General features: G+C 37.8%; 17 protein-coding genes, 3 pseudogenes and 1 riboswitch. Of the genes and pseudogenes, 7 read left to right on the top strand and 13 right to left on the bottom strand.

What is annotated here, in order from left to right; translation table 11 throughout:
* Positions 1–413 precede the first annotated feature (413 nt).
* Positions 414–932 carry a DJ-1/PfpI family protein gene (locus JFU50_RS16070; protein ID WP_056521661.1) on the bottom strand — a complete coding sequence of 173 codons (519 nt, stop codon included), beginning with the start codon at positions 930–932 and terminating at the stop codon, positions 414–416.
* Between the two features lie 146 nt (positions 933–1,078).
* On the opposite strand from JFU50_RS16070, the gene JFU50_RS16065 reads away from it, so the two are divergent.
* Complete coding sequence (locus JFU50_RS16065) at positions 1,079–1,471, top strand: winged helix-turn-helix transcriptional regulator (RefSeq protein WP_057214669.1); 393 nt, start codon at positions 1,079–1,081, stop codon at positions 1,469–1,471.
* A 270-nt stretch (positions 1,472–1,741) separates the two neighbouring features.
* On the opposite strand, the pseudogene JFU50_RS16060 reads toward JFU50_RS16065, so the two are convergent.
* The 3 genes and pseudogenes from JFU50_RS16060 to JFU50_RS16050 all read right to left on the bottom strand — a co-directional run bounded on the left by JFU50_RS16060 (position 1,742) and on the right by JFU50_RS16050 (position 3,288).
* Positions 1,742–2,092 (bottom strand): annotated as a pseudogene (locus JFU50_RS16060) (DUF6176 family protein).
* Positions 2,093–2,163: 71 nt separating this feature from the next.
* On the bottom strand, positions 2,164–2,649 hold the full coding sequence (locus JFU50_RS16055; protein ID WP_201223311.1) for an SRPBCC family protein: 486 nt from the start codon (positions 2,647–2,649) through the stop codon (positions 2,164–2,166).
* Between the two features lie 121 nt (positions 2,650–2,770).
* A pseudogene (locus tag JFU50_RS16050) lies at positions 2,771–3,288 on the bottom strand (YfiT family bacillithiol transferase).
* Between the two features lie 300 nt (positions 3,289–3,588).
* On the opposite strand from JFU50_RS16050, the gene JFU50_RS16045 reads away from it, so the two are divergent.
* On the top strand, positions 3,589–4,713 hold the full coding sequence (locus JFU50_RS16045) for a serine hydrolase (protein ID WP_201223309.1): 1,125 nt from the start codon (positions 3,589–3,591) through the stop codon (positions 4,711–4,713).
* Positions 4,714–4,812: 99 nt separating this feature from the next.
* On the top strand, positions 4,813–5,250 hold the full coding sequence (locus tag JFU50_RS16040; RefSeq protein WP_201223308.1) for a GNAT family N-acetyltransferase: 438 nt from the start codon (positions 4,813–4,815) through the stop codon (positions 5,248–5,250).
* A gap of 61 nt (positions 5,251–5,311) precedes the next feature.
* On the opposite strand, the gene JFU50_RS16035 is transcribed toward JFU50_RS16040, so the two are convergent.
* Positions 5,312–5,596, bottom strand: a complete 285-nt coding sequence (locus tag JFU50_RS16035) for an AbrB/MazE/SpoVT family DNA-binding domain-containing protein (protein WP_053347441.1) — start codon at positions 5,594–5,596, stop codon at positions 5,312–5,314.
* Between the two features lie 629 nt (positions 5,597–6,225).
* Here JFU50_RS16035 and JFU50_RS16030 point away from each other — a divergent pair.
* The 4 genes from JFU50_RS16030 (at position 6,226) to JFU50_RS16015 (ending at position 8,636) form a co-directional block, all read left to right on the top strand.
* Positions 6,226–7,197, top strand: a complete 972-nt coding sequence (locus JFU50_RS16030) for a DMT family transporter (RefSeq protein ID WP_053347442.1) — start codon at positions 6,226–6,228, stop codon at positions 7,195–7,197.
* Positions 7,198–7,497: 300 nt separating this feature from the next.
* Positions 7,498–7,599, top strand: a riboswitch (guanidine-I (ykkC/yxkD leader).
* A 70-nt stretch (positions 7,600–7,669) separates the two neighbouring features.
* Positions 7,670–8,011, top strand: coding sequence for a DMT family transporter (locus JFU50_RS16025; protein ID WP_057214620.1), 342 nt, complete (start codon positions 7,670–7,672; stop codon positions 8,009–8,011).
* Complete coding sequence (locus JFU50_RS16020) at positions 8,011–8,325, top strand: DMT family transporter (protein WP_053347444.1); 315 nt, start codon at positions 8,011–8,013, stop codon at positions 8,323–8,325. Before JFU50_RS16025 ends, JFU50_RS16020 begins: the two co-directional genes overlap by 1 nt.
* A 140-nt stretch (positions 8,326–8,465) precedes the next feature.
* Positions 8,466–8,636, top strand: a complete 171-nt coding sequence (locus JFU50_RS16015) for a hypothetical protein (RefSeq protein WP_201223307.1) — start codon at positions 8,466–8,468, stop codon at positions 8,634–8,636.
* A 349-nt stretch (positions 8,637–8,985) separates the two neighbouring features.
* Here the strand turns inward: JFU50_RS16015 and JFU50_RS16010 are convergent.
* From JFU50_RS16010 to JFU50_RS15975, 8 genes and pseudogenes are all read right to left on the bottom strand, one after another.
* Positions 8,986–9,282, bottom strand: a pseudogene (locus JFU50_RS16010) (LysE/ArgO family amino acid transporter); the annotation flags it as partial.
* Between the two features lie 36 nt (positions 9,283–9,318).
* Positions 9,319–12,540: a DEAD/DEAH box helicase gene (locus JFU50_RS16005; RefSeq protein WP_201223305.1), complete on the bottom strand. Its 3,222-nt coding sequence runs from the start codon at positions 12,538–12,540 to the stop codon at positions 9,319–9,321.
* Positions 12,541–12,749: 209 nt separating this feature from the next.
* Positions 12,750–12,983 carry a hypothetical protein gene (locus JFU50_RS16000; protein ID WP_201223304.1) on the bottom strand — a complete coding sequence of 78 codons (234 nt, stop codon included), beginning with the start codon at positions 12,981–12,983 and terminating at the stop codon, positions 12,750–12,752.
* Positions 12,984–13,002: 19 nt separating this feature from the next.
* The gene (locus JFU50_RS15995; protein WP_201223302.1) at positions 13,003–14,121 is read right to left on the bottom strand and encodes a GerAB/ArcD/ProY family transporter; all 1,119 of its coding nucleotides are present in this window, start codon (positions 14,119–14,121) and stop codon (positions 13,003–13,005) included.
* Positions 14,122–14,142: 21 nt separating this feature from the next.
* The gene (locus tag JFU50_RS15990; protein ID WP_056521624.1) at positions 14,143–15,366 is read right to left on the bottom strand and encodes a Ger(x)C family spore germination protein; all 1,224 of its coding nucleotides are present in this window, start codon (positions 15,364–15,366) and stop codon (positions 14,143–14,145) included.
* The gene (locus tag JFU50_RS15985; RefSeq protein ID WP_201223300.1) at positions 15,356–16,996 is read right to left on the bottom strand and encodes a spore germination protein; all 1,641 of its coding nucleotides are present in this window, start codon (positions 16,994–16,996) and stop codon (positions 15,356–15,358) included. The genes JFU50_RS15990 and JFU50_RS15985 overlap by 11 nt, the downstream gene beginning before the upstream one ends.
* A gap of 211 nt (positions 16,997–17,207) precedes the next feature.
* On the bottom strand, positions 17,208–17,825 hold the full coding sequence (locus JFU50_RS15980; RefSeq protein ID WP_201223298.1) for a DedA family protein: 618 nt from the start codon (positions 17,823–17,825) through the stop codon (positions 17,208–17,210).
* Positions 17,826–17,919: 94 nt separating this feature from the next.
* Positions 17,920–18,573 (bottom strand): phosphatase PAP2 family protein, encoded by a 654-nt coding sequence (locus JFU50_RS15975; protein WP_201223297.1) that lies wholly within the window; start codon positions 18,571–18,573, stop codon positions 17,920–17,922.
* Positions 18,574–18,973: the final 400 nt, after the last annotated feature.

Raw genomic sequence — 18,973 nt, 5'->3', positions numbered from 1 at the left:
GACCTTTGAATCATGGTTAGGTACCTACTACATTTCACATATCTTCTAATAAGATTTATAGATTCCACTATTCCGGTTTGAAAAAGGAGAAACCACTATAGTGCTTTCCCCCCTTTTCAAACCCTATATGGCCATCTGCTTAACCTATTTCTTCATCTAAAATTCTCCCAACATATGCTCTAAGTCATTTATTAATTGTGTAAGCTAATTCGTATATTGAGCAAATTCAATGACTGATGCCGCTTGTTCCTCAATCGACGATGCAATCTCTTTTGATGAAGTAGTTGTTTGCCGAAATACAGCTGTTATTTCTTCTATCATTCTTACCCCTAATGGAAAAACCCTTGAATTCTATAGAATCCAAGGGTTTCACATGGGGAATAATATGATTTATGTTGCTGTAAGCAAAAGATTTAGCGTAATGCTGCAGCTAAGCTTTCACCAAATTCTTTAGCTCCATCTGGGCCGTCACCTGTGATAATATCATCATGTGCAACAACATGTTGTTCTACATATTCAACATGATTAGCTTTCAATTCGTCAATTTGGACATCAACTGGGTAACATGCTGCTTTTCGTCCAGAAAGTAAACCCGTTTTAGCCACAGTTACAGATCCTGCACAAATTCCTGTGACAAGAACCTTTTGCTCATGAGCTTGTTTCAAGTAGCTTTGTAATTCTTGATTGCCCCATAGATGATCGTTCGTACCAGATCCTCCAATTACAGCTATAGCATCAAAATCACTAGCTGAAACGTCAGAAAAGATCACTTCAGCATTTGCCTTACCTTGATAGTCACCAGTAATCTCACCTGTCTTTGTACTTGCAATCGTTACTGTAACGCCTGCATTTTCTAATACTTCTTTTGGTTGAAATAATTCATCTTCATTAAAACGTTCTGGTGGTATAATAAGTAATGCTTTTTTACTCATATATGTCTTCCTCCTAATAATTGAAATAGATTGTCTGTCTGACTACTCATATTGTAGCGCTGGTTATATCCCCTGTGAAGAACGCACTTTTATGTGCGGAGGTTACCTAAAAGTTACTGGTAAAATAAAAAAGGAGCTAAATATCCATGTCAGAAACATTAAGAGATGAAATCAAAGAAAAAATCTTAAATGGCTATTATAATTGCGAAAAAGAACTTACTTTATCAATATTCAGCGGCAAATGGAAAATCGTTATTTTATGGCATTTAGGTGTAGAAGGCACACACCGATTCAGTGACTTACAAAGACTTTTCCCAAAAATATCTCATAAAATCTTAACGAATCAATTGCGTGAACTTATAGAAGATGGTGTTGTTCACCGAGAAGTTTATCCTGAAGTTCCTCCAAAAGTTGAATATTCCATGACTGAACTTGGAATGACTTTACTACCAATTGTTGAAATGATGTATGAGTGGGGAAAAAACAGAATGAATGAAATCAAACAAGAAATGCATTCTGAAAATGATAAGAACAATTAATGCGTACGTTTAATCACATAAATTAGACCGACAATGAGATATGTGTCGGTCTTTTTTTAACACTATGAAATTGGATATTTCCGAAAGTTGTTAAAAAAATTAATAATATGTAGAGTTAGAAGACTTTAAAATGGAGAAAATCTCTTTCAATTTGGTATTTAGAGGACTGAGTGGACTGCACATACTGTTTCTCCCACATAGTATCCTCCCTGGAAATATTTCTTTTCTGAACTACGACTTCTAAAAAGCCGCTTCTAACAAAAGCTCTGTCTACTTCATCGTAGAAAGAACACTATCCTGTATCATTATCACTTCGGTTTTTAAATCAACAGGTCGAAATTCATTATCTATACATTCTTCCCAGTATTCTAAGTGCTTCTTATCAATTTCGTGATTCGAATCTTGAACCTCGATTCCACCATCACCTTGGACAGAGTACCATTAAAGATATTCAATCCCTTCAATCTCTTCTCGAAAAATGGTCTCTACATACATTTTTTCATCATTAAGTGTTAATAAAACACTACTCATATTATCATTTAATAGCTTCATCCATTGGTCAACAACCACCTTTTCCCCAGGTTTAACCTTAAATCTCGTAAGTTCCACTTTAAGTGACATACATAAACCCTCTCCCTTTACATATATTTTTCAACTGTAGGAATGACTTCAAATTCGATATCACATTCTTTCTATCCTTCAATCTGATTGACTACGATAATATACTTCTCATGCCATTTTTCCCATTCATCCTTAGGAAAGTCCATATAATGACCATTCAATAATGTACTCAGCATATCGAGGCATACATGCCATCCTGCCAAATCTTTTGATGTATGGTCACTTATTGTGTGGATAGATTCTTTTAATACTAATAAACAACCCTCAGTTTTAGGGGATAACTCGAAACGAACCCAACCGTCACCCCATTCGAATTCTAGGACGGAATGTTCTTGGAAGTCTCTTATCTTCATATCAATAGATGAGCCCGTCCCATCATTCATATTAAATTTTATGGTCCCTTCTTTACGAAGTTCCACAATTTCAAGATTCGACATCCATTTTTCCAACTTATCATTTTCTGTTAAAACAGCCCAGACCTGTTCTACTGAATGCTTTAGTAGACATTCAAAGCGAGCGATATTTCCACCTTCAACTTTTTCTATTACTGCTAGCATATATAATTCCTCCTCATTCAAATTGTTTAAGCATGCAGATCAATATTTGCGGTTGGATTCTACCCAATGTGTTTTTATCACAGAAAACAGTTGATGACTCTTTACTTTCCAACAGATCCATTTACCATCCCTGACGCTTTGATAACGAAGTAATATGAGCAAGGTGATGTCGACCATGCCACGAGTAAATGCCTATATTTTCACCTAATGAAACTTCTCCTGAATCCGGATGGATAAATGTTTTTTTAGATCAGCTGAATTAATACTATATAAAAGGTTAGCCCAGCGTATATGTAACGCTTCAAGTAGGGATAGCGAAATATCAACCGGCAATTTATTTTCAGGTAGCTCTGCCCACTTCCCTTCATCATAAGGCTTAATGACAGGATTATTTTCCGTAAGAGCCCATTTAAAGCGAATATAAGCATTCATATGGCTATCCGCAAGATGATGCACGACTTGGCGAACAGTCCATCCGTCCGTACGATAAGCCGTATCAAGCTGTTCTTCATCCATGTTTCGTACTGCCTCTCGCAGCAATCCAGGCTAAGCTTCAATTTCCTTAATCCAGCCCTCAGCCACACTTTTCGTTATCTCCCCTTCAAACTGAAACTTCCCTATTGGGCATCTTGCTTCCATCTTTATTTCCTCCTGGTGTTTTTATAGTACCTTTATTTATTACATTCTTTATCCTTACCATTAAATCCTTTATGCCTACATATCTTCTCTGACTACCTTTTCTTTTCGAATCCAAACCAAAAAGGATGGCGCAGCAGCCTTGATATTGCAGGTATACTATTTAGAACTACTTCATAGACCCGGCAATTTTATTTATGCTATCTCACTGCTTACATGCTTAAAAAGTTCTTCATAAGTAAAATGAAACCTAATCATTAAGCAGTCGTATATGTATTTATATGTAAAAAGGCAGGTGTTATTTTGAAAATATTACTCTTTTTAATCGGAGGTATTGGACTATCTCTATGTTTGATTCTAGGAATTGGGATGTGGATGTTTAAGAAGGATATCAACAAAGAGGATCCAGAATATATAGTTCAGTTTATCAAGGAGAATGCAGAGAATAAGAACGTTTCTTTATCCATCCATCTTAATGATGAGAAATGGGTAAATGTTAATGCCAACACGTTGCTTCCTTTAGCAAGCACCGTCAAAATCATCGTAGCCATTGAATATGCACAACAGGCGGCAGTGGGGCAAATCAATCCAGAGCAAGAAGTGAAATTAGCCGACCTAGACAGATTTTATGTTCCTAAAACAGACGGGGGAGCACATGAGGCATGGATTACTCAGGTCAAAAAGGATAAAGAGATAGATAGAGTTCCTTTAAGTGAAGTAGTAGATGGAATGATTGCTTACAGTTCTAATGCGAATACAGATTACTTAATAACTATGCTTGGCCTTCAAAACATCAATCATGTTCCAGAGAGCTTAGGCATTACCAGTCATGAGCCAATGTATCCCATTGTAAGTTCGCTGTTCATACCTGACCAATTAATGAAAGAAAAAAAATTAACTAAACAAGATACCCTAAAGGCCTTGAAAAATATGGACAAAGGTGAATACCGTGATCGGGCGATTGCTATTCACAATAAGTGGCAGACTCACCCCCCAACAGATCAGGAAAAGAAACAAGCAATGAAAATGATGGGTAGTGATTTTCAAAAAAATTGGTCTGATCGTTTGCCCCGAGCAACTACAGAAGACTATGTTTCCATAATGAAAAAACTAAATAGCAAGACGCACTTTGATAAAAACGTTTATCTGTATCTCGATCCGGTATTAGAACAGTTAATGAAAAGTCCAAGCAATCGTGAATGGCTTGTTCATGCAGGTCAAAAGGGAGGCTCTACTGCCTTTGTTCTTACGATTTCGATGTATGCGAAGGATAAAGATAATAACCAAACAGAGCTTGCATTTTTTGCAAACGATTTAACCTCTATTGAACAAGCAAAGCTATCCAAAAATATGAATGCGTTTCAGCTTAAATTTCTAACAGATACGAAATTTCGAACATACGTCAAAAAAGAAGTATCCAATCTATGAAGCATTAGGCAATGAATCGAACAGTTTATTCACAGTCACTTATCAATAAATGGTAAATTAAGAGTATTCTATAAAATAAACACTGGAGGTTCGTTACATATGGGTATTCAAAAAGCTACTTTAAATGAGCTTGATTCCTTAACAGAACTTTTTGATTTATACAGAGTGTTCTATGAGCAAACGTCAAATCTTGAGGGTGCAAGGGAGTTTTTAAAGGAAAGGTTAACGAACGAAGAGTCGGTCATTTTTATGGCCTTTGATGGGGATAACCCTATTGGTTTTGTTCAATTATATCCTTCATTTTCATCAGTGAGCATGATGCGCTCATGGGTGTTAAACGATTTATTTGTGAAGGGAAATGCTCGCAAAAAGGGATTTGGTGAGAAGTTATTAAAAGCCGCTATTGCTTTTGCAAAAGAAACTGGTGCAAAAGGAGTGTCGCTTGAGACAGATAAGGATAATAGCAATGCACAAAAACTTTACGAAAAAATTGGTTTTATTCGAGAATCTAATTATTTTTATTACTTCTCCATTTAAAATGAAAAAAGTGTAGAGAAAATTCCTTCCTCTACACTTTTTTCATTTTATTTTCAATTAATTATTTAGCAGTTTCATAGCTTGCTTGAATTTCTTTAATTAGAAGTTCAGCACCTTCACGGCTAAGTATTAATTTACCGTTTGCAAGTTTCATATTGTCATCAGATATATCGCCCGTTACCTGACAAGTCATGTTTGCTTTGTATTTTTGAAGGATTATACGCTCTTGTTCTACGTAGATTTCCAAAGCATCTTTCTCTTTAATTCCTAGAGTACGGCGTAATTCGATAGGAATTACTACCCGTCCTAATTCGTCAACTTTACGTACAATACCTGTAGATTTCATTTTTATTTACCTCACTAATTTTCTTTCAAATTTTACATCTATACTTTTCGTCAACATTCGACATAATTTGCACTCTATAAATATACCACTCCCTCCCAAATTCGTCAATTCTCGTATCTTCGTATATTATCTACCTCTATATGATTATTATCTTATATCTCAATAAATCCTCTATAAATAGCGCTATTATGCTATTTTAAAAGTTTTAATAAGGTATTTTTTGTACACTAAACATAAAATTGGTATATTAATTTTTTCCATATCCAAACGTCAATACTCTTATTTAAAGATATAATTTATGTCGAATGTTGTAGAAGACATATTCACAGTCTTAAAGAATGCAGTTGATTTTTTTGTATAACTGAAGGACAATTTAGTATGATTGTTAGATTTAATATTTAGAATATTCACCTTATCTTTCCGTAACAAAGCTCCTCATTAGCTCTTGAAGGGAAAGTACGTTAAAACATGACAACCTGGTTCGTTACTCCAACCCTAAACTTTTATGGTTTGAATCTCGTAAAAGGTATGTTCTAAATTCTTTTCTAATCATAAGAAAGCCGAAACGATTGCCATACTTCAGAGGCTTGGCTAATTATTGGCTCATAAAACAGATTGAGGTGAGTCGATTGCGACCAATTATATTAGGTATTTGCTCTGCTTTCTTTTTTGCATTTACGTTTGTGTTAAATCAGTCAATGGAATTATCTGGTGGAAGTTGGATATGGAGTGCTTCGCTTCGATATATCTTTATGGTTCCTTTTCTAGTATGTATCGTCCTAAGTAGAAAAAACCTCCGACCACTCTTACAGGTGATGAGAGAACGACCAGGGCCTTGGTTGCTTTGGAGTTTTGTAGGCTTTGGATTGTTCTATGCTCCCTTATGCTTTGCATCTGCCTACTCACCCGGTTGGCTAATCGCCGGTACTTGGCAAATCACGATTATCTCAGGTGCTTTACTTGCTCCGTTATTTTTTGAAAATGTTCAAACACAAGATGGACTCGTAAGGAAAAGAGGAGAGATTTCTTTGAAAGGTCTTCTCATGTCCCTTATCATTCTCTTGGGGATCATACTTATGCAACTAGAACACACTAAGCATATTTCTATGGCAAATCTCTGGTTGGGCGTAATCCCAATCGTCATCGCCTCATTTGCATACCCTTTAGGGAACCGTAAAATGATGGAAGTGTCCCAAGGACGTTTAGATGCATATCAGCGTGTGTTAGGGATGACTTTAGCGAGTCTGCCATTCTGGTTCTTACTTTCGTTGTATGGTTTTTTTACGGTAGGAGCACCAACGAAAATGCAGAGTTTTCAATCCCTTTTGGTAGCACTATTTTCTGGAGTTATTGCAACGGTCCTTTTTTTCAAAGCGACCGATTTGGTAAGGGGAAATATGCAGAAGTTAGCTTCCGTTGAAGCCACACAATCAATGGAAGTCCTTTTTGCTCTTGCCGGGGAATTACTATTTTTATCTTTACAATCCCCTTCTCCTTTATCGTGGTTCGGCATCTTTATCGTTATTATTGGGATGATTTTGCATAGTTATGTTTCTCATATAAAAGAAGTCAATCCTCGAAATCAGTCAGTGAGTGACTAATATAAGAGTAAAGCAGGACTATAAATGCATCTGATAAGACCAATGTGTTGGTACTTATCAGATGCATTTTTATTGGAACACTTGAGAAAGTATGTAATTTTCAATCTTAATTAGCGGTAATTTATTGAGGTTTCATTCGAGCATTTTTATTTGTCCTCATCCTGCTATCGTAATTATAGAAGGCTGGAAAGGATTTGGATGCCTTTTCGAATAGATTCATACATTCATTGGAAAAAGTAAATAGCCCATTAACCTTGAGTAAATTTAAAATGTATGTATAATATAATTTAATTGTATATGTTAAATGTTTTCTAGGGTTCCGTAGCAAGTGTCTGTGCTAGTCTGGTCCGAGAGAAAACTCACAGCTTTGCTGTGTCACGGAAGGATAAAAGCCTGGGAGAAACTGTTTTACAGTTATCTCTTAGGCTTTTTTTGTTTTTTGGTAAGAATAAAGTTGGAGGTGTTATTTTTAATGAGTACAAACTGGATTAAAGTATTTATTGCTGCTTTTTTTGAAGTATTTTGGGTTATTGGTTTAAAACACTCAAATGACTTTTGGACTTGGACTGGAACTGTTATTTCTATCATCATCAGCTTCTATTTAATGATAATGGCTGGACGAAAACTTCCCGTTGGAACCGTATATGCAGTATTTGTAGGAATGGGGACAGCAGGAACCGTTTTTTCCGAAATCATATTCTTTGGAGAATCATTTAAATTGAGTAAAACACTTTTGATTTTACTGTTATTAGCAGGGGTAATCGGCTTGAAACTAGTGACTAAGGATAATGTTGAAAAAGGAGATGAATCCTAATGGCTTGGGTCTCTTTAATCTTAGCTGGGCTATTTGAAATGTTTGGTGTTGCGATGATAAATAAATTGCACAAAGACCGTAATTGGCAATCCTTGGCGCTGTTGTTTTTCGGATTTGGGGCAAGTTTTCTATTTCTTGCTTATGCCATGAAAACACTACCTATGGGGACGGCTTATGCAATCTGGACAGGAATTGGTGCGTCTGGTGGAGCAATAATCGGCATGCTTTTATATGGTGAATCAAAAGACTGGAGAAGAGTCGTTTTTATTGCAATGGTGTTAGGTGCAGCAATAGGATTAAAACTTGTTTCATAAGAGGTTCTCACTCCTTCTTTGTATAAAAAGTTCTATATCAATTTAGAACAAATCGATTTGGGTTTTATCACTACCTACCTACTGCTATAAAAATTTGGTATGATAAATTAGTTAAATAAAATAGTGAAGGTGATTTTACTTTGTCTGAAGAAATTCCAGAAGAAAAAAGGAATATGACACCACAATTATTTATGACTACGAAGATTACCCTGACATCGTTAGTGGTCGCTGTGACAATTGCGGTAAAGCTCAATTTGAAAGTTCGGTTAAGAACTATGTATATATTCGTAAATGCAGAGAGTGCGGCATGAAGAAATCGATTTGACCCTATATAGTTATAGGGTTTTTATTATTTTTTACTTTTTGTTCGTTTGGATTTATCACATATACTCTTTCCTTTCTTCGGAGATCAAAATCAGAAAAGGTTATAGCAATAAGTGAATTCCTTCAGCGAATCATGGTATATGACAGATTTCCCTCGCAGTATGACCTGATCTGATTGTTTTCTTCTTAATCGGCTTTCTTCTTTCATAGTGGCGCCCGGAGCCCTCTCTAATTTCATGTTACCCTTCAATAGGTAAAACATAAAAGGCCGCCAATTGGAGGGCGGCCTTCTTGGGCTAACACTATAATTGACTAGGAACGCCGTTAAAAACCCTACTACATTTTGTATAGTTGGAATGCTATATATAGAGCGACAATCCATATCATAATTGCAGATACTTTGTTGATTACGTTTATAAATCTCCCATCGGTATCGATATCTGCTACCTTTTTTCCCACGATAGCCAGACTGAAAAACCAAATCCAAGAAATTAATATAGTTGCAGCGGTAAACGTCATTTTCTCTATCCCGGTATAGCTAAGAGAACTGATTCCAATAACCCCAACGGTAGCAAGTATCGCGTGGGGGTTTAGTAATGAAACGGACATAGCAAACATAATCTGTTTTTTAGAACTTTGCTGCTAACATTCTGTAATTGCCCTCGCTTTCTATATCATCAATATTTCCCGAATGTCCTCTTCAGTAAGAGCAGATGACGATTTCTCCTCAGGGTCGATGATTTCTTCAATCAGATGCCTCTTTTTCTCTTGCAGTTCATTCATTTTTTCTTCGATTGTGCCACGGGCAACAAGTTTGATGACCTGAACAACATTTTTCTGTCCCATACGATGAGCACGGTCTGTTGCTTGTTCCTCGACTGCTGGATTCCACCAAAGATCATATAAAATGACAGTATCGGCACCCGTCAGGTTAAGACCTGTACCGCCTGCTTTCAATGAAATGAGGAATATATCACGTTCGCCTGCATTAAATCGATTACAGATTTCAACGCGTTCTTTTGATGGTGTTTGTCCATCCAAGTAGAAAAAGGGCTGCCCTTGATTCGCTAAATCTCTACCAATGATCTGAAGCATTTTCGTAAACTGTGAGAAAATCAGTACCCTTCTTCCAGAAAGCTTTGATTCCTCAACAATCTGCATTAGTTGCTCATATTTAGCTGAGCTTCCTTTATAACCGTCCACAAACAAGGCGGGGTGACAACAAATCTGTCGTAACCGAGTCAAGCCAGCGAGGATTCGAATACGATTTTTCCGAAGTGTATTTTTATCCAGATGTTTCAATGTGTCTTGTCGCAGCTTTGCTAAATAAGCAGCATACAGTTTCTTCTGATCAGGTAGCAGTTCCATCGATTCCATCGACTCGATTTTTTCTGGAAGCTCCGATAATACATCTTCTTTCAACCTCCGAAGTAAAAATGGCCGGATCCTACGAGCAATTTTTTCCCTTGAGAGGTTACTGTATTCCTTTAACCCCATGAATAGTTCAGGAAAGACAACGTGAAAAAGGGACCACAGCTCTTCTAGTGAATTCTCAACCGGGGTACCAGTGAGGGCGAAGCGATGATCCGCTTGTATCTTCTTCACCGCTCGTGCCGTTTGTGTCCCTGGATTCTTAAATGCCTGTGCCTCATCAAAAAATACCGTGTGAAAATCTTGTTTCTCAAACCACATAATGTCCTTACGTAATAACGGATATGAGGTAATGACAACATCTATGCCCGTTATTTCCTTCTGTATCTTTGACCTTTCTGTTTTATTGCCATCCACGACGATGGCTTGTATATCAGGGGAAAATTTCATGAATTCACTCAGCCAGTTATATGTCAAAGATGATGGACAAACAATAAGAGCGGGGAGCTTCTTCTTACGGATGTCTGGAAGCTCGGATAAAATGAATGCGATGCTTTGCAGTGTTTTACCCAGTCCCATATCATCTGCGAGAATTCCTCCAAAGCCATAGCCAGCAAGTATTTTCATCCATTTGTAGCCGCTTTTTTGATAGTCCCGTAATATTGGCTCTAAACTCTTTGGCACCGCGAACTCCAGGTTACTTGGATTGCGGATGTTTTCCAAGAACTTCCGGAATGACTCCTCTATTGTAAATGTATTGCTGTCATTTACAGAATCAAGAAGCTGAAGCCCTCTTACGATTGGTACATTTAAGCGACTTTCCAAATCTTCATTCTGGACCGGAAGTGTATTCAGAAAACGATTGATTTCTTCAAACTCCCTTGTCTCAAGGGAAAGCAACGATCCATTCCTCAAACGATAATACTTCCTTTTTTCCTCTAGAGCTTCTAGAACTTCTCGTATTTGTTTTTCAGGAATGCCATCCATTTCAAATTTGAATTCCAGCCAATTAGTCCGTTCTTTTTTGATTTTCACCCTAATTTGCGGAGCAGCATTCCCTCGGGAAATCCGATTTCTTACAGCAGTCGTGGCATATATTTGAACAAGCTTTTGAAGTTTCGGAACGACATGGTACAAAAATTCATACTCCAACTCTTCATTATGTAAAAAATATCCACCGTCTGTCTTGGCAAACATGCTATCATCCATCAGTTGCAGGATCTCTTCCTCTTTATCCACATCTCTTATAAGCTTGGAAACTGACTTGAGTTCCTGATTTTCCAAAGGATTAATCACAATATTTTCATAGTGAAACTCCAAACCTGCAAGCAGCCTATTTTTCACGCGATCTAAGTATAGCTTAGCAATCAATGGTGTCTTCTCGAACTGCTCAGAAATGGCCCCTGAGAAATGAACCTCACCTAGTTTTTTCAAACCTGGTACCACTTTTTCCAGGAATAACTCTAATTGCTCCTGATGAATTGGAATTTTATTCATTCCTGAATCTTCCAACATCTGTTTTAAATCTGAGAGACGTTGGCAGTCTTCACTTTCGAGGGGAACCAATTTCCCTTCAGATAAAACAGAGCTGTATGCATTCATCACAATTATTTCATTCAACCCTTTAATATTCAGTTTATATCCTTTGCCCTCACTTTCGGCAAATTCAAACTGTAAAGGAAGCGGTTCGCCGGATATCTGAAAACTATTAAACGTATTCCCGTCATACGCAAGCTTCACCAATGGTGCGATTGTAAGGATAGGGACAAGCCTTTCAAAAGAAGTTGGCGGAATGAGTAACAGGTGATTGCTCATTGTATAGTCAGATTTGTACGGAAGCGCGTCAAGATAGACCTGTTCATCATAAGTCACTTGGATAAGCTGCTGAATCACTGCATCTGTTTCACGCTGAAAACAATGGAGATCAGGATCATACAGAAATGAAAGGGACACTTGGGCAGATTTTCCTTCTTTTACCTGCTTCAGAAAATCCCTGAGATTTGGTACATTTGCCGAACCAATCTTCACTTCAATTCCGAACATGTATCTGCCCTGGCCTATCGTGATGGGCTTACATGTAAACTCCGCATCAAGCACCTGCCTGTTTTCAAAGTGGAGCTGATGGCCACTTGAGCGTACAGGCTGATTATTGAAAAGCGTAAGCAAACCATCTGTCAGCTTCATATTTGCTGAAGCGTCAGACTGAGGTTCGTTTAGACCTTTAGGAATAGTTCCTTGACGCTGGTGTTCGTATACCGACAGTAATACGGCCGCAATATGCTGACAATCCCGTTGAAAAGAAGCAAGCGTTGGGCAGCTGCATTTCGTGCGAAAGCCTCCGGCAGCATCCACTTCAATAGAGACATGGAAATCTTCTATTCCTTTAACAGTTGCTTCACAACCATCAGGACGGTAACTTTCAAATGTCACTTTATTAGCACGATAAAAAGCATCTCCCCTTTTGAAGGAGACTGTCCCGCACATATCTTTAATGATTTTTTGATTTAATTTGATATTCAAAATGCCGTTCTCCCTCCTAAGGACCTCTGTGCTATTGTTATTTATGTAAAGGTGGTTTTCCATTCTATTTGAAAAATAAGCTCATTTTATCATCATACTATGAAATGGGAATCCGAGGTGGTAAAAAAGCAAAAAGACAAACACCCTTATTCAAATCAAGATTTGAAATGGAGTTCATCTATAGTTCAGCAACGGGAATATGTAAATCTTTATTGTTGTCCTTTGGCTTTGTTGCCTTTCTTTTTTCTTCGATAAAAGAAACTAAACAAAAGGAGGAAAAGAAGAACGAGAAAAAGGATAAGTTCAGCGGGGTCCTTCACCAGAAAAGGGTTAAAGGCATGTTTAATGGAATTATCCAAATCAAACCCTAAAAGAATATCCATGCCTAAAGAAAAGGCCACTAAAGGAATCAGCATCAAAACCGTAATACCGAAGATTTTCATTTTTCATCAACTCCACCTTTTAGGAACTTATTTTGGTGTTAGCCTTGCTTTTTTTTCGATTCTTAAAAAAAGCAAGGATCAAGAGAAGCAATGGGATGATCACTTGAAATGGAAGGTGGATATAAATCGGCACGGCGCCTAGCCCTTCATGGATATGTTCCGAATAGCTACTTGCAATCACAATGGATATTAGTAAAATGACAAAACCAACTGGATAGGCCAGCCGAGAAGGTTCTTTAAAGTTGAAAACATTTGCCGTACCCGTTACAGCTACATAGGTAAACACACTTATTTTGATGAACCCTCCAATCATGAGTTTAACCAAAAAATAAACATCGAGTCGTTCCAAAAAGCCAGCGATCTCAATTGACTGAATGAGGGAAAGAAAAGGATATTGCGAACGTGTTGTAAGATCCACTCCAAGCACAGCTACATTCAAAGCCATTATAAACGCAAGAAAAATACCGCTTGCAGCCAAACTCCCTATACCAATTTTTTTTAGCCTCTGAGGTTCGTTCAAATAAGGAAAAATCATTAAAAAGACAATGATTTCGCCAAATGGAAAAAATAAGGTTTCAGTAAAGGACATTTTCATCATCTCTACCCCACTGATTTCAAAAACAGGTTTTAAGTTGTTTATATGGATCATTCCTGAAACAACAATCAGAAGAATGAACGTCATGAAAAGTAAATTCTCTAACACAAAGAAAAGTTCTCCCGTCCTTGCCAGTACCTCTATCCCTTTACGAACCGTATACACCACCACCAAAATAAATACTGCGTTCGCAAAAAATAACGGAACATGAGGATAGGCAAAGGTAAGTAGCGTCTCTCCGAAATCCCTCAGCACTCTTGCTGCAAGATACATGAAATATAGGATGTATAGAAAAGCTACTATCCTTCCTAAAAAATTCCCCATTATATGTCTTACATATTCAGTTAGCAGCTGATCAGGATAGTATTGAAAAAGGCCATAATAAACGAAAAATAACAAAAATCCGCCTATCATCGCAATGAGAATGACTAGCCATGCGCCCTGTTTGGCTTCACCTGCAAGCGGAACCAAAAGTGCACTGCCTATTTCAAACAGGAAAATAAGGACGAATAGCTGGTAACCGCTGATTTTTGCCTTTTCCACGAGGATGCCACTTCCTTTCCATTATTGATCGCTCTTTTTTAAATTTGAAAGATACGGCTTATTACGTAATCCTGTACGGCGAATGAAAGTCTCTACCTGCACATCTACTTCCAGCTTAGCAAAAGAAACATCGTCCCAGTCCTTTTCGATTTTTTTCCATTCTTTCGGATGGGATTCGTGCATGATTTCACCAAAGCCAAAAATATCGGATTTATTTTTTTGGGCACGAACGATCGCATCTTCCATCTCCTTCTTTAAGTCTTTTGCTAACTTCTTTTCAATGTCTATCAGAACGTGCGGACTGTTTAGATTCACAGGCACATTTGCCTCGCGGATATCTCCTTCAACAAGGACCTTTATCAACATTTTAGGTTTGCCATTTTTCATTTTTGCCGCGACGTTGGTTTTTTGGCGTTTCACTTGATAGGTGATTGCGTCTTTTTTATCATTCCAATCAATGTTTAAATTGGTATGTGCAATCCTATCTAACACCCACATCGAGCCTATTGCCTTATTACCATCCAGCCAGTCAATCAATTTACCATCTTTAAAAACACCTATTCCAGCGGTAGTTGGGTTAGCCTCAATATCAGAGGTCTGAGTATTCTCCATTTTATCCTCTTTATCTGTGTTACCCTTCACGGTAAAACCACTAATTATCGGTTCTTTTCCGGTACTCACAAGGTTTTTAATCACTTCTTGAAGATTGACACTGATACTTCTCCCCTGCTGTTTTTCCGAAGATTCAATCGTCCTAATGACTTTTTCAGCTGATACTTTATCGATTGCCGTTAATGTTTCGACTATATCCCTGGCTTTTACACCTCGGGCTATCACGATCCTCGAAGTTGCCCTAAATTCAGGGGAGCGCTCAAAGGCATCGAAAATAGCGTAAATGCCCTCTTCTTTTGCTATTTCCTCACCTATGACGATCAGGTTTGCATGAGCGAAATACATATCTCTTGAAATTTTAGTTGAAGCAATACTATCTAGTCCAAGCACATTATTTCCAGTGGCCCTATAAACGGATATAGCGGGATTTGTCCCGCCGCCGCCCTGAAGAGCCCCCGCAACATTGCCTGGGTTAATGATTTGAAACGTTCCCACTAACTTTCCTTCTTTATCTTTATCGATTCCCATTGCCGAGACGATGGCTATCTCGTTTAACTCTTTTTTATCCCAGCAGCCAGAGGTGAACGTGGTACCGATCATCATCAATAACAGAACTAGCCATTTACGATTCATTGCCTTCACCTTTTTTCTTGTCAGAAGTTTTCATTCCCCGCGATGCAGGAGGAAGGGGTCTTTGATTATCGCCTTCTCGTATCAGATTATTATTGGAGCTTAATAACTTTGGTCTTTCTTTGAACGCCCACATAGGTCTTCTGAAGAATGTGTCACCTAATCCTTCCGGGTTCAGAGGGGCGAGCGGTGACATATAAGGAACTCCAAGTGAACGAAGGCTGCATAAATGGACAATAAGGACGATAAAGGCTAAAATCATGCCATAAAAACCTAAAACACCGGCACAAATGATAAACCCGAAACGCACTATACGGGCGGAAATGGCTATCGCATAAGATGGGGTAGCAAAACTGGCAATCGCCGTGATCGAAACGATGATGACCATTGCCGGCGATACGATGCCAGCCTGGACTGCCGCCTGCCCAATCACCAATGCCCCTACAATGGACATGGTCGAACCAACCGCCTTTGGCATCCGAAGGCTTGCTTCCCTTAAAATTTCAAAAGTCATTTCCATGAGAAGCGCTTCAATGACGGCCGGCAAAGGAACCGTTTCCCTTTGGGCCGCAACGATGACCAGCAACTTCGTTGGGATCATTTCCTGATGAAAAGTCGTGGCTGCGACATAGACAGCTGGCCCGATTATAGAGATTATAAAAACGATGATCCGTAAAAAGCGTGTGGCTGAAGCAATATCGAAGCGATTATAGTAGTCTTCGACAGATTGGAAAAACTGTACGAATAAGGCCGGGGCCACCAAGACAAAAGGCGTTCCGTTAACAAATATCGCCACTCTTCCTTCAAGAAGATTACCCGCAACCATATCAGGTCTTTCTGTATTATTAAGGGTGGGGAACGGCGTCATGACCTGGTCTTCTATCAATTGCTCAATATATCCTGATTCAAGAATGCTATCGATGTTAATTCGGTTTAAGCGCTTCTTGACCTCTTCGACGATCCCTTCCTTGGCAATCCCATTTATATACATGATAGAAACATCCGTCTTTGTCACAGTGCCTATTTTCATAGACTCTATCCATAAATCCGGACTGTTAATAATGCGGCGTAACATGGCAATGTTTGTTGCATTCGATTCAGTAAATCCTTCTCTTGAACCGCGGACCGTCAAATGTGTGCTTGGTTCCTGAATGGAACGCCGTTCTCCCCCTCTTGTACTGGCAACCAGGGCTTTGTTTACGCCGTCAACAAAAATGATGCTATCCCCTGATAATAATGACAATAATAATTTTTCCCAGTCCGTAACAGTTTCTACACCACCGAGAGAAACTACTTCTTCAGAAATCACGTCCAGTGATTCTTTAGGAAGTAGTTTTTCTTTTAGATGAGGGTTTTTCATGATTGATTCAATTAAAAAGTCCGTAACGCTTGGATTATCTATCAAACCCTGCACATACAAGATAGTCGTTTTAATTTCAGGGTTTTGACTGATTTTCAACGTTCGGACAATAATGTCCGGGCTGTTACCCGTTTTCTTTTTCATATTGTCTAGATTGGCTGAAATAGAGCTGTCAATATATTCAAGTTTTTTACTTTTAGATTGATCTTTATCATCTATCTTTTGCTTCTCACGTTTCTTCATTTGTCCTTTATTTTTGAAAAAAGAAACCATCGCGCCGAACCTCATTCCTTTTTCGTTTCACTCATTTTGTCCAAAGCACATTCCCTTTATTCTACGTTCAAAGCTCATCCTCTCCGCTTTCCCGTTTGAGATGACATAAGAAAAAGGCTGTCATAATGACAGCCTCTGATGTTTATATAAGATTATGTAATAGCAGTTCGGACTTGAACGGCCCTTTTATCATTTTTTATATCTACTATAATCACTTTCTTTTTCCCTTATTTCTTCTAAAAATTAAAACAACGAAAAGAATAAACAGTAATACAAGTATTGCATAAACGATGTTTGAATAGATGTCCATATACCCTACGATGTCTTCCCATGAAGATCCTACAGCGGCTCCAACATTCACCAGAATCACGTTCCAAATCAATGTTCCGGTTGTTGTGTATAGTAAAAAAAGCCAAAAACTCATATGAGACATGCCTGCGGGAATGGAAATTAAGCTTCTAATCAACGGAACGAGTCTACAGAAAAAAACAGTCCACGCTCCATATTTATCAAACCAAGAATTTGCCTTATGGACGTCAGTTACTGTTAACCGAAAAATATGCCCCCATCTACCCACAAACTTCTCTATCCTTTTCACATCAATCAGTAAACCAATCCCGTAAAGTACCACAGCCCCTGCCACTGATCCAAGAGTTGATGCAATCACGACTCCGAATATAGTCAAATTTGTTGATACCGTGGTCATAAAACCTCCAAAGGTTAGAATGACCTCTGACGGAATAGGCGGAAAAATATTTTCAAATGCTATTAATAGAAAGATTCCAATATACCCAAAATTATTCATAAACTCCGTAATCCAGTTTTCCATTTAAAAGCTCCTAACTATTTCAATCATTTGATATAATCAGCAGCTAACTAGTTTAGTCCCTAGCTGCTTTCTTACTGAATTGCCTGTCCTAACTTTAGTTAATCTCTTTATTTTTCTGGCTTTCTTTATACTTTTGGAAAACCCAAATAGAAATGGCAAGCCAACAGCCACTCGCTAAATATCCTCCAATAATATCACTAGGATAATGGACTCCCAAGTATATTCTACTTATTCCTATTGTAAGGATCATCATCACGCTGAACAAAATCAACAGAGTTCTCCCCCACATAGTCGAAATATGCCGCCATAGTAGAAATGTGAGAATACCATATAAAGTGAATGCATTCATCGCATGTCCACTTGGAAAACTGTATCCCCCTATCTCAATGAGTCGATGTAAATCAGGTCGGGCTCGTTGAAAGAAAAGTTTCAATATCAAATTGAGGAGAGTTGAGCCAACCACGACAGCACTAAATAAGACTAGCTCCAAACGATGTTTCAATACCTTATACAAGTAAAATAAAACAAGTAAGGAAAGTATAATTATGGAACTAGATGAACCAATAAACGTAAAGACCTTCATGATGGTTGTTAAAAACGGAGACTCTAAGCCTTGAACGAAGGAAATCACCGCTCTATCAAAATTCAAGAATTCATATGCACTTATTGTGAATGCCATTATACTAAATCCAATTAAAAAAATTACACTTAATACAAAGGCAATAGACAACTGAAACTTTAATTTCATAATAACATCCTTTCACTTTTTAAAACCGGTGTTCCATGATTGAAGTAAGATCTCATTATAGAGTTTTAACTTCATCCTATATGATCTAAACCATAACAAGGAATGAAAGGAACTTGCATTTCTTTCTGTTTATCCAGTGTATATACTAATAATTCATTAGTTAACCCATTTATTCTATCTGTTTCATTTATGATTGTATGTATCGAGCTTTATAAAACGTCTTTTTGATTTCCCACCATCTATTTAATAGAGAAAGATTTCTATGAATAATAAGAAGTGGAATCGGAAGGACATATGAGGCATCTTCAGCGTATCCATTATTAGAATATACAAACTGAATGAAGAAGAAATAAGATTTTGATTAGATTTTCATTAAAATTTGCTAATCTTTCTACAAAAA

The organism is Peribacillus sp. TH14 (assembly GCF_016651145.1).
Taxonomy (GTDB): domain Bacteria; phylum Bacillota; class Bacilli; order Bacillales; family DSM-1321; genus Peribacillus; species Peribacillus butanolivorans.
This window is presented reverse-complemented; position numbering and strand designations above follow the sequence as displayed.

Coding starts and splice junctions, on each gene's coding strand:
- JFU50_RS16070 (WP_056521661.1), bottom strand. CDS start 932: ATGAGTAAAAAAGCATTACTTATTATACCACCAGAACGTTTTAATGAA.
- JFU50_RS15985 (WP_201223300.1), bottom strand. CDS start 16,996: ATGGTTTCTTTTTTCAAAAATAAAGGACAAATGAAGAAACGTGAGAAG.
- JFU50_RS16065 (WP_057214669.1), top strand. CDS start 1,079: ATGTCAGAAACATTAAGAGATGAAATCAAAGAAAAAATCTTAAATGGC.
- JFU50_RS16025 (WP_057214620.1), top strand. CDS start 7,670: ATGAGTACAAACTGGATTAAAGTATTTATTGCTGCTTTTTTTGAAGTA.
- JFU50_RS15990 (WP_056521624.1), bottom strand. CDS start 15,366: ATGAATCGTAAATGGCTAGTTCTGTTATTGATGATGATCGGTACCACG.
- JFU50_RS16040 (WP_201223308.1), top strand. CDS start 4,813: ATGGGTATTCAAAAAGCTACTTTAAATGAGCTTGATTCCTTAACAGAA.
- JFU50_RS16055 (WP_201223311.1), bottom strand. CDS start 2,649: ATGCTAGCAGTAATAGAAAAAGTTGAAGGTGGAAATATCGCTCGCTTT.
- JFU50_RS16020 (WP_053347444.1), top strand. CDS start 8,011: ATGGCTTGGGTCTCTTTAATCTTAGCTGGGCTATTTGAAATGTTTGGT.
- JFU50_RS15975 (WP_201223297.1), bottom strand. CDS start 18,573: ATGAAATTAAAGTTTCAGTTGTCTATTGCCTTTGTATTAAGTGTAATT.
- JFU50_RS15980 (WP_201223298.1), bottom strand. CDS start 17,825: ATGGAAAACTGGATTACGGAGTTTATGAATAATTTTGGGTATATTGGA.
- JFU50_RS16035 (WP_053347441.1), bottom strand. CDS start 5,596: ATGAAATCTACAGGTATTGTACGTAAAGTTGACGAATTAGGACGGGTA.
- JFU50_RS16000 (WP_201223304.1), bottom strand. CDS start 12,983: ATGAAAATCTTCGGTATTACGGTTTTGATGCTGATTCCTTTAGTGGCC.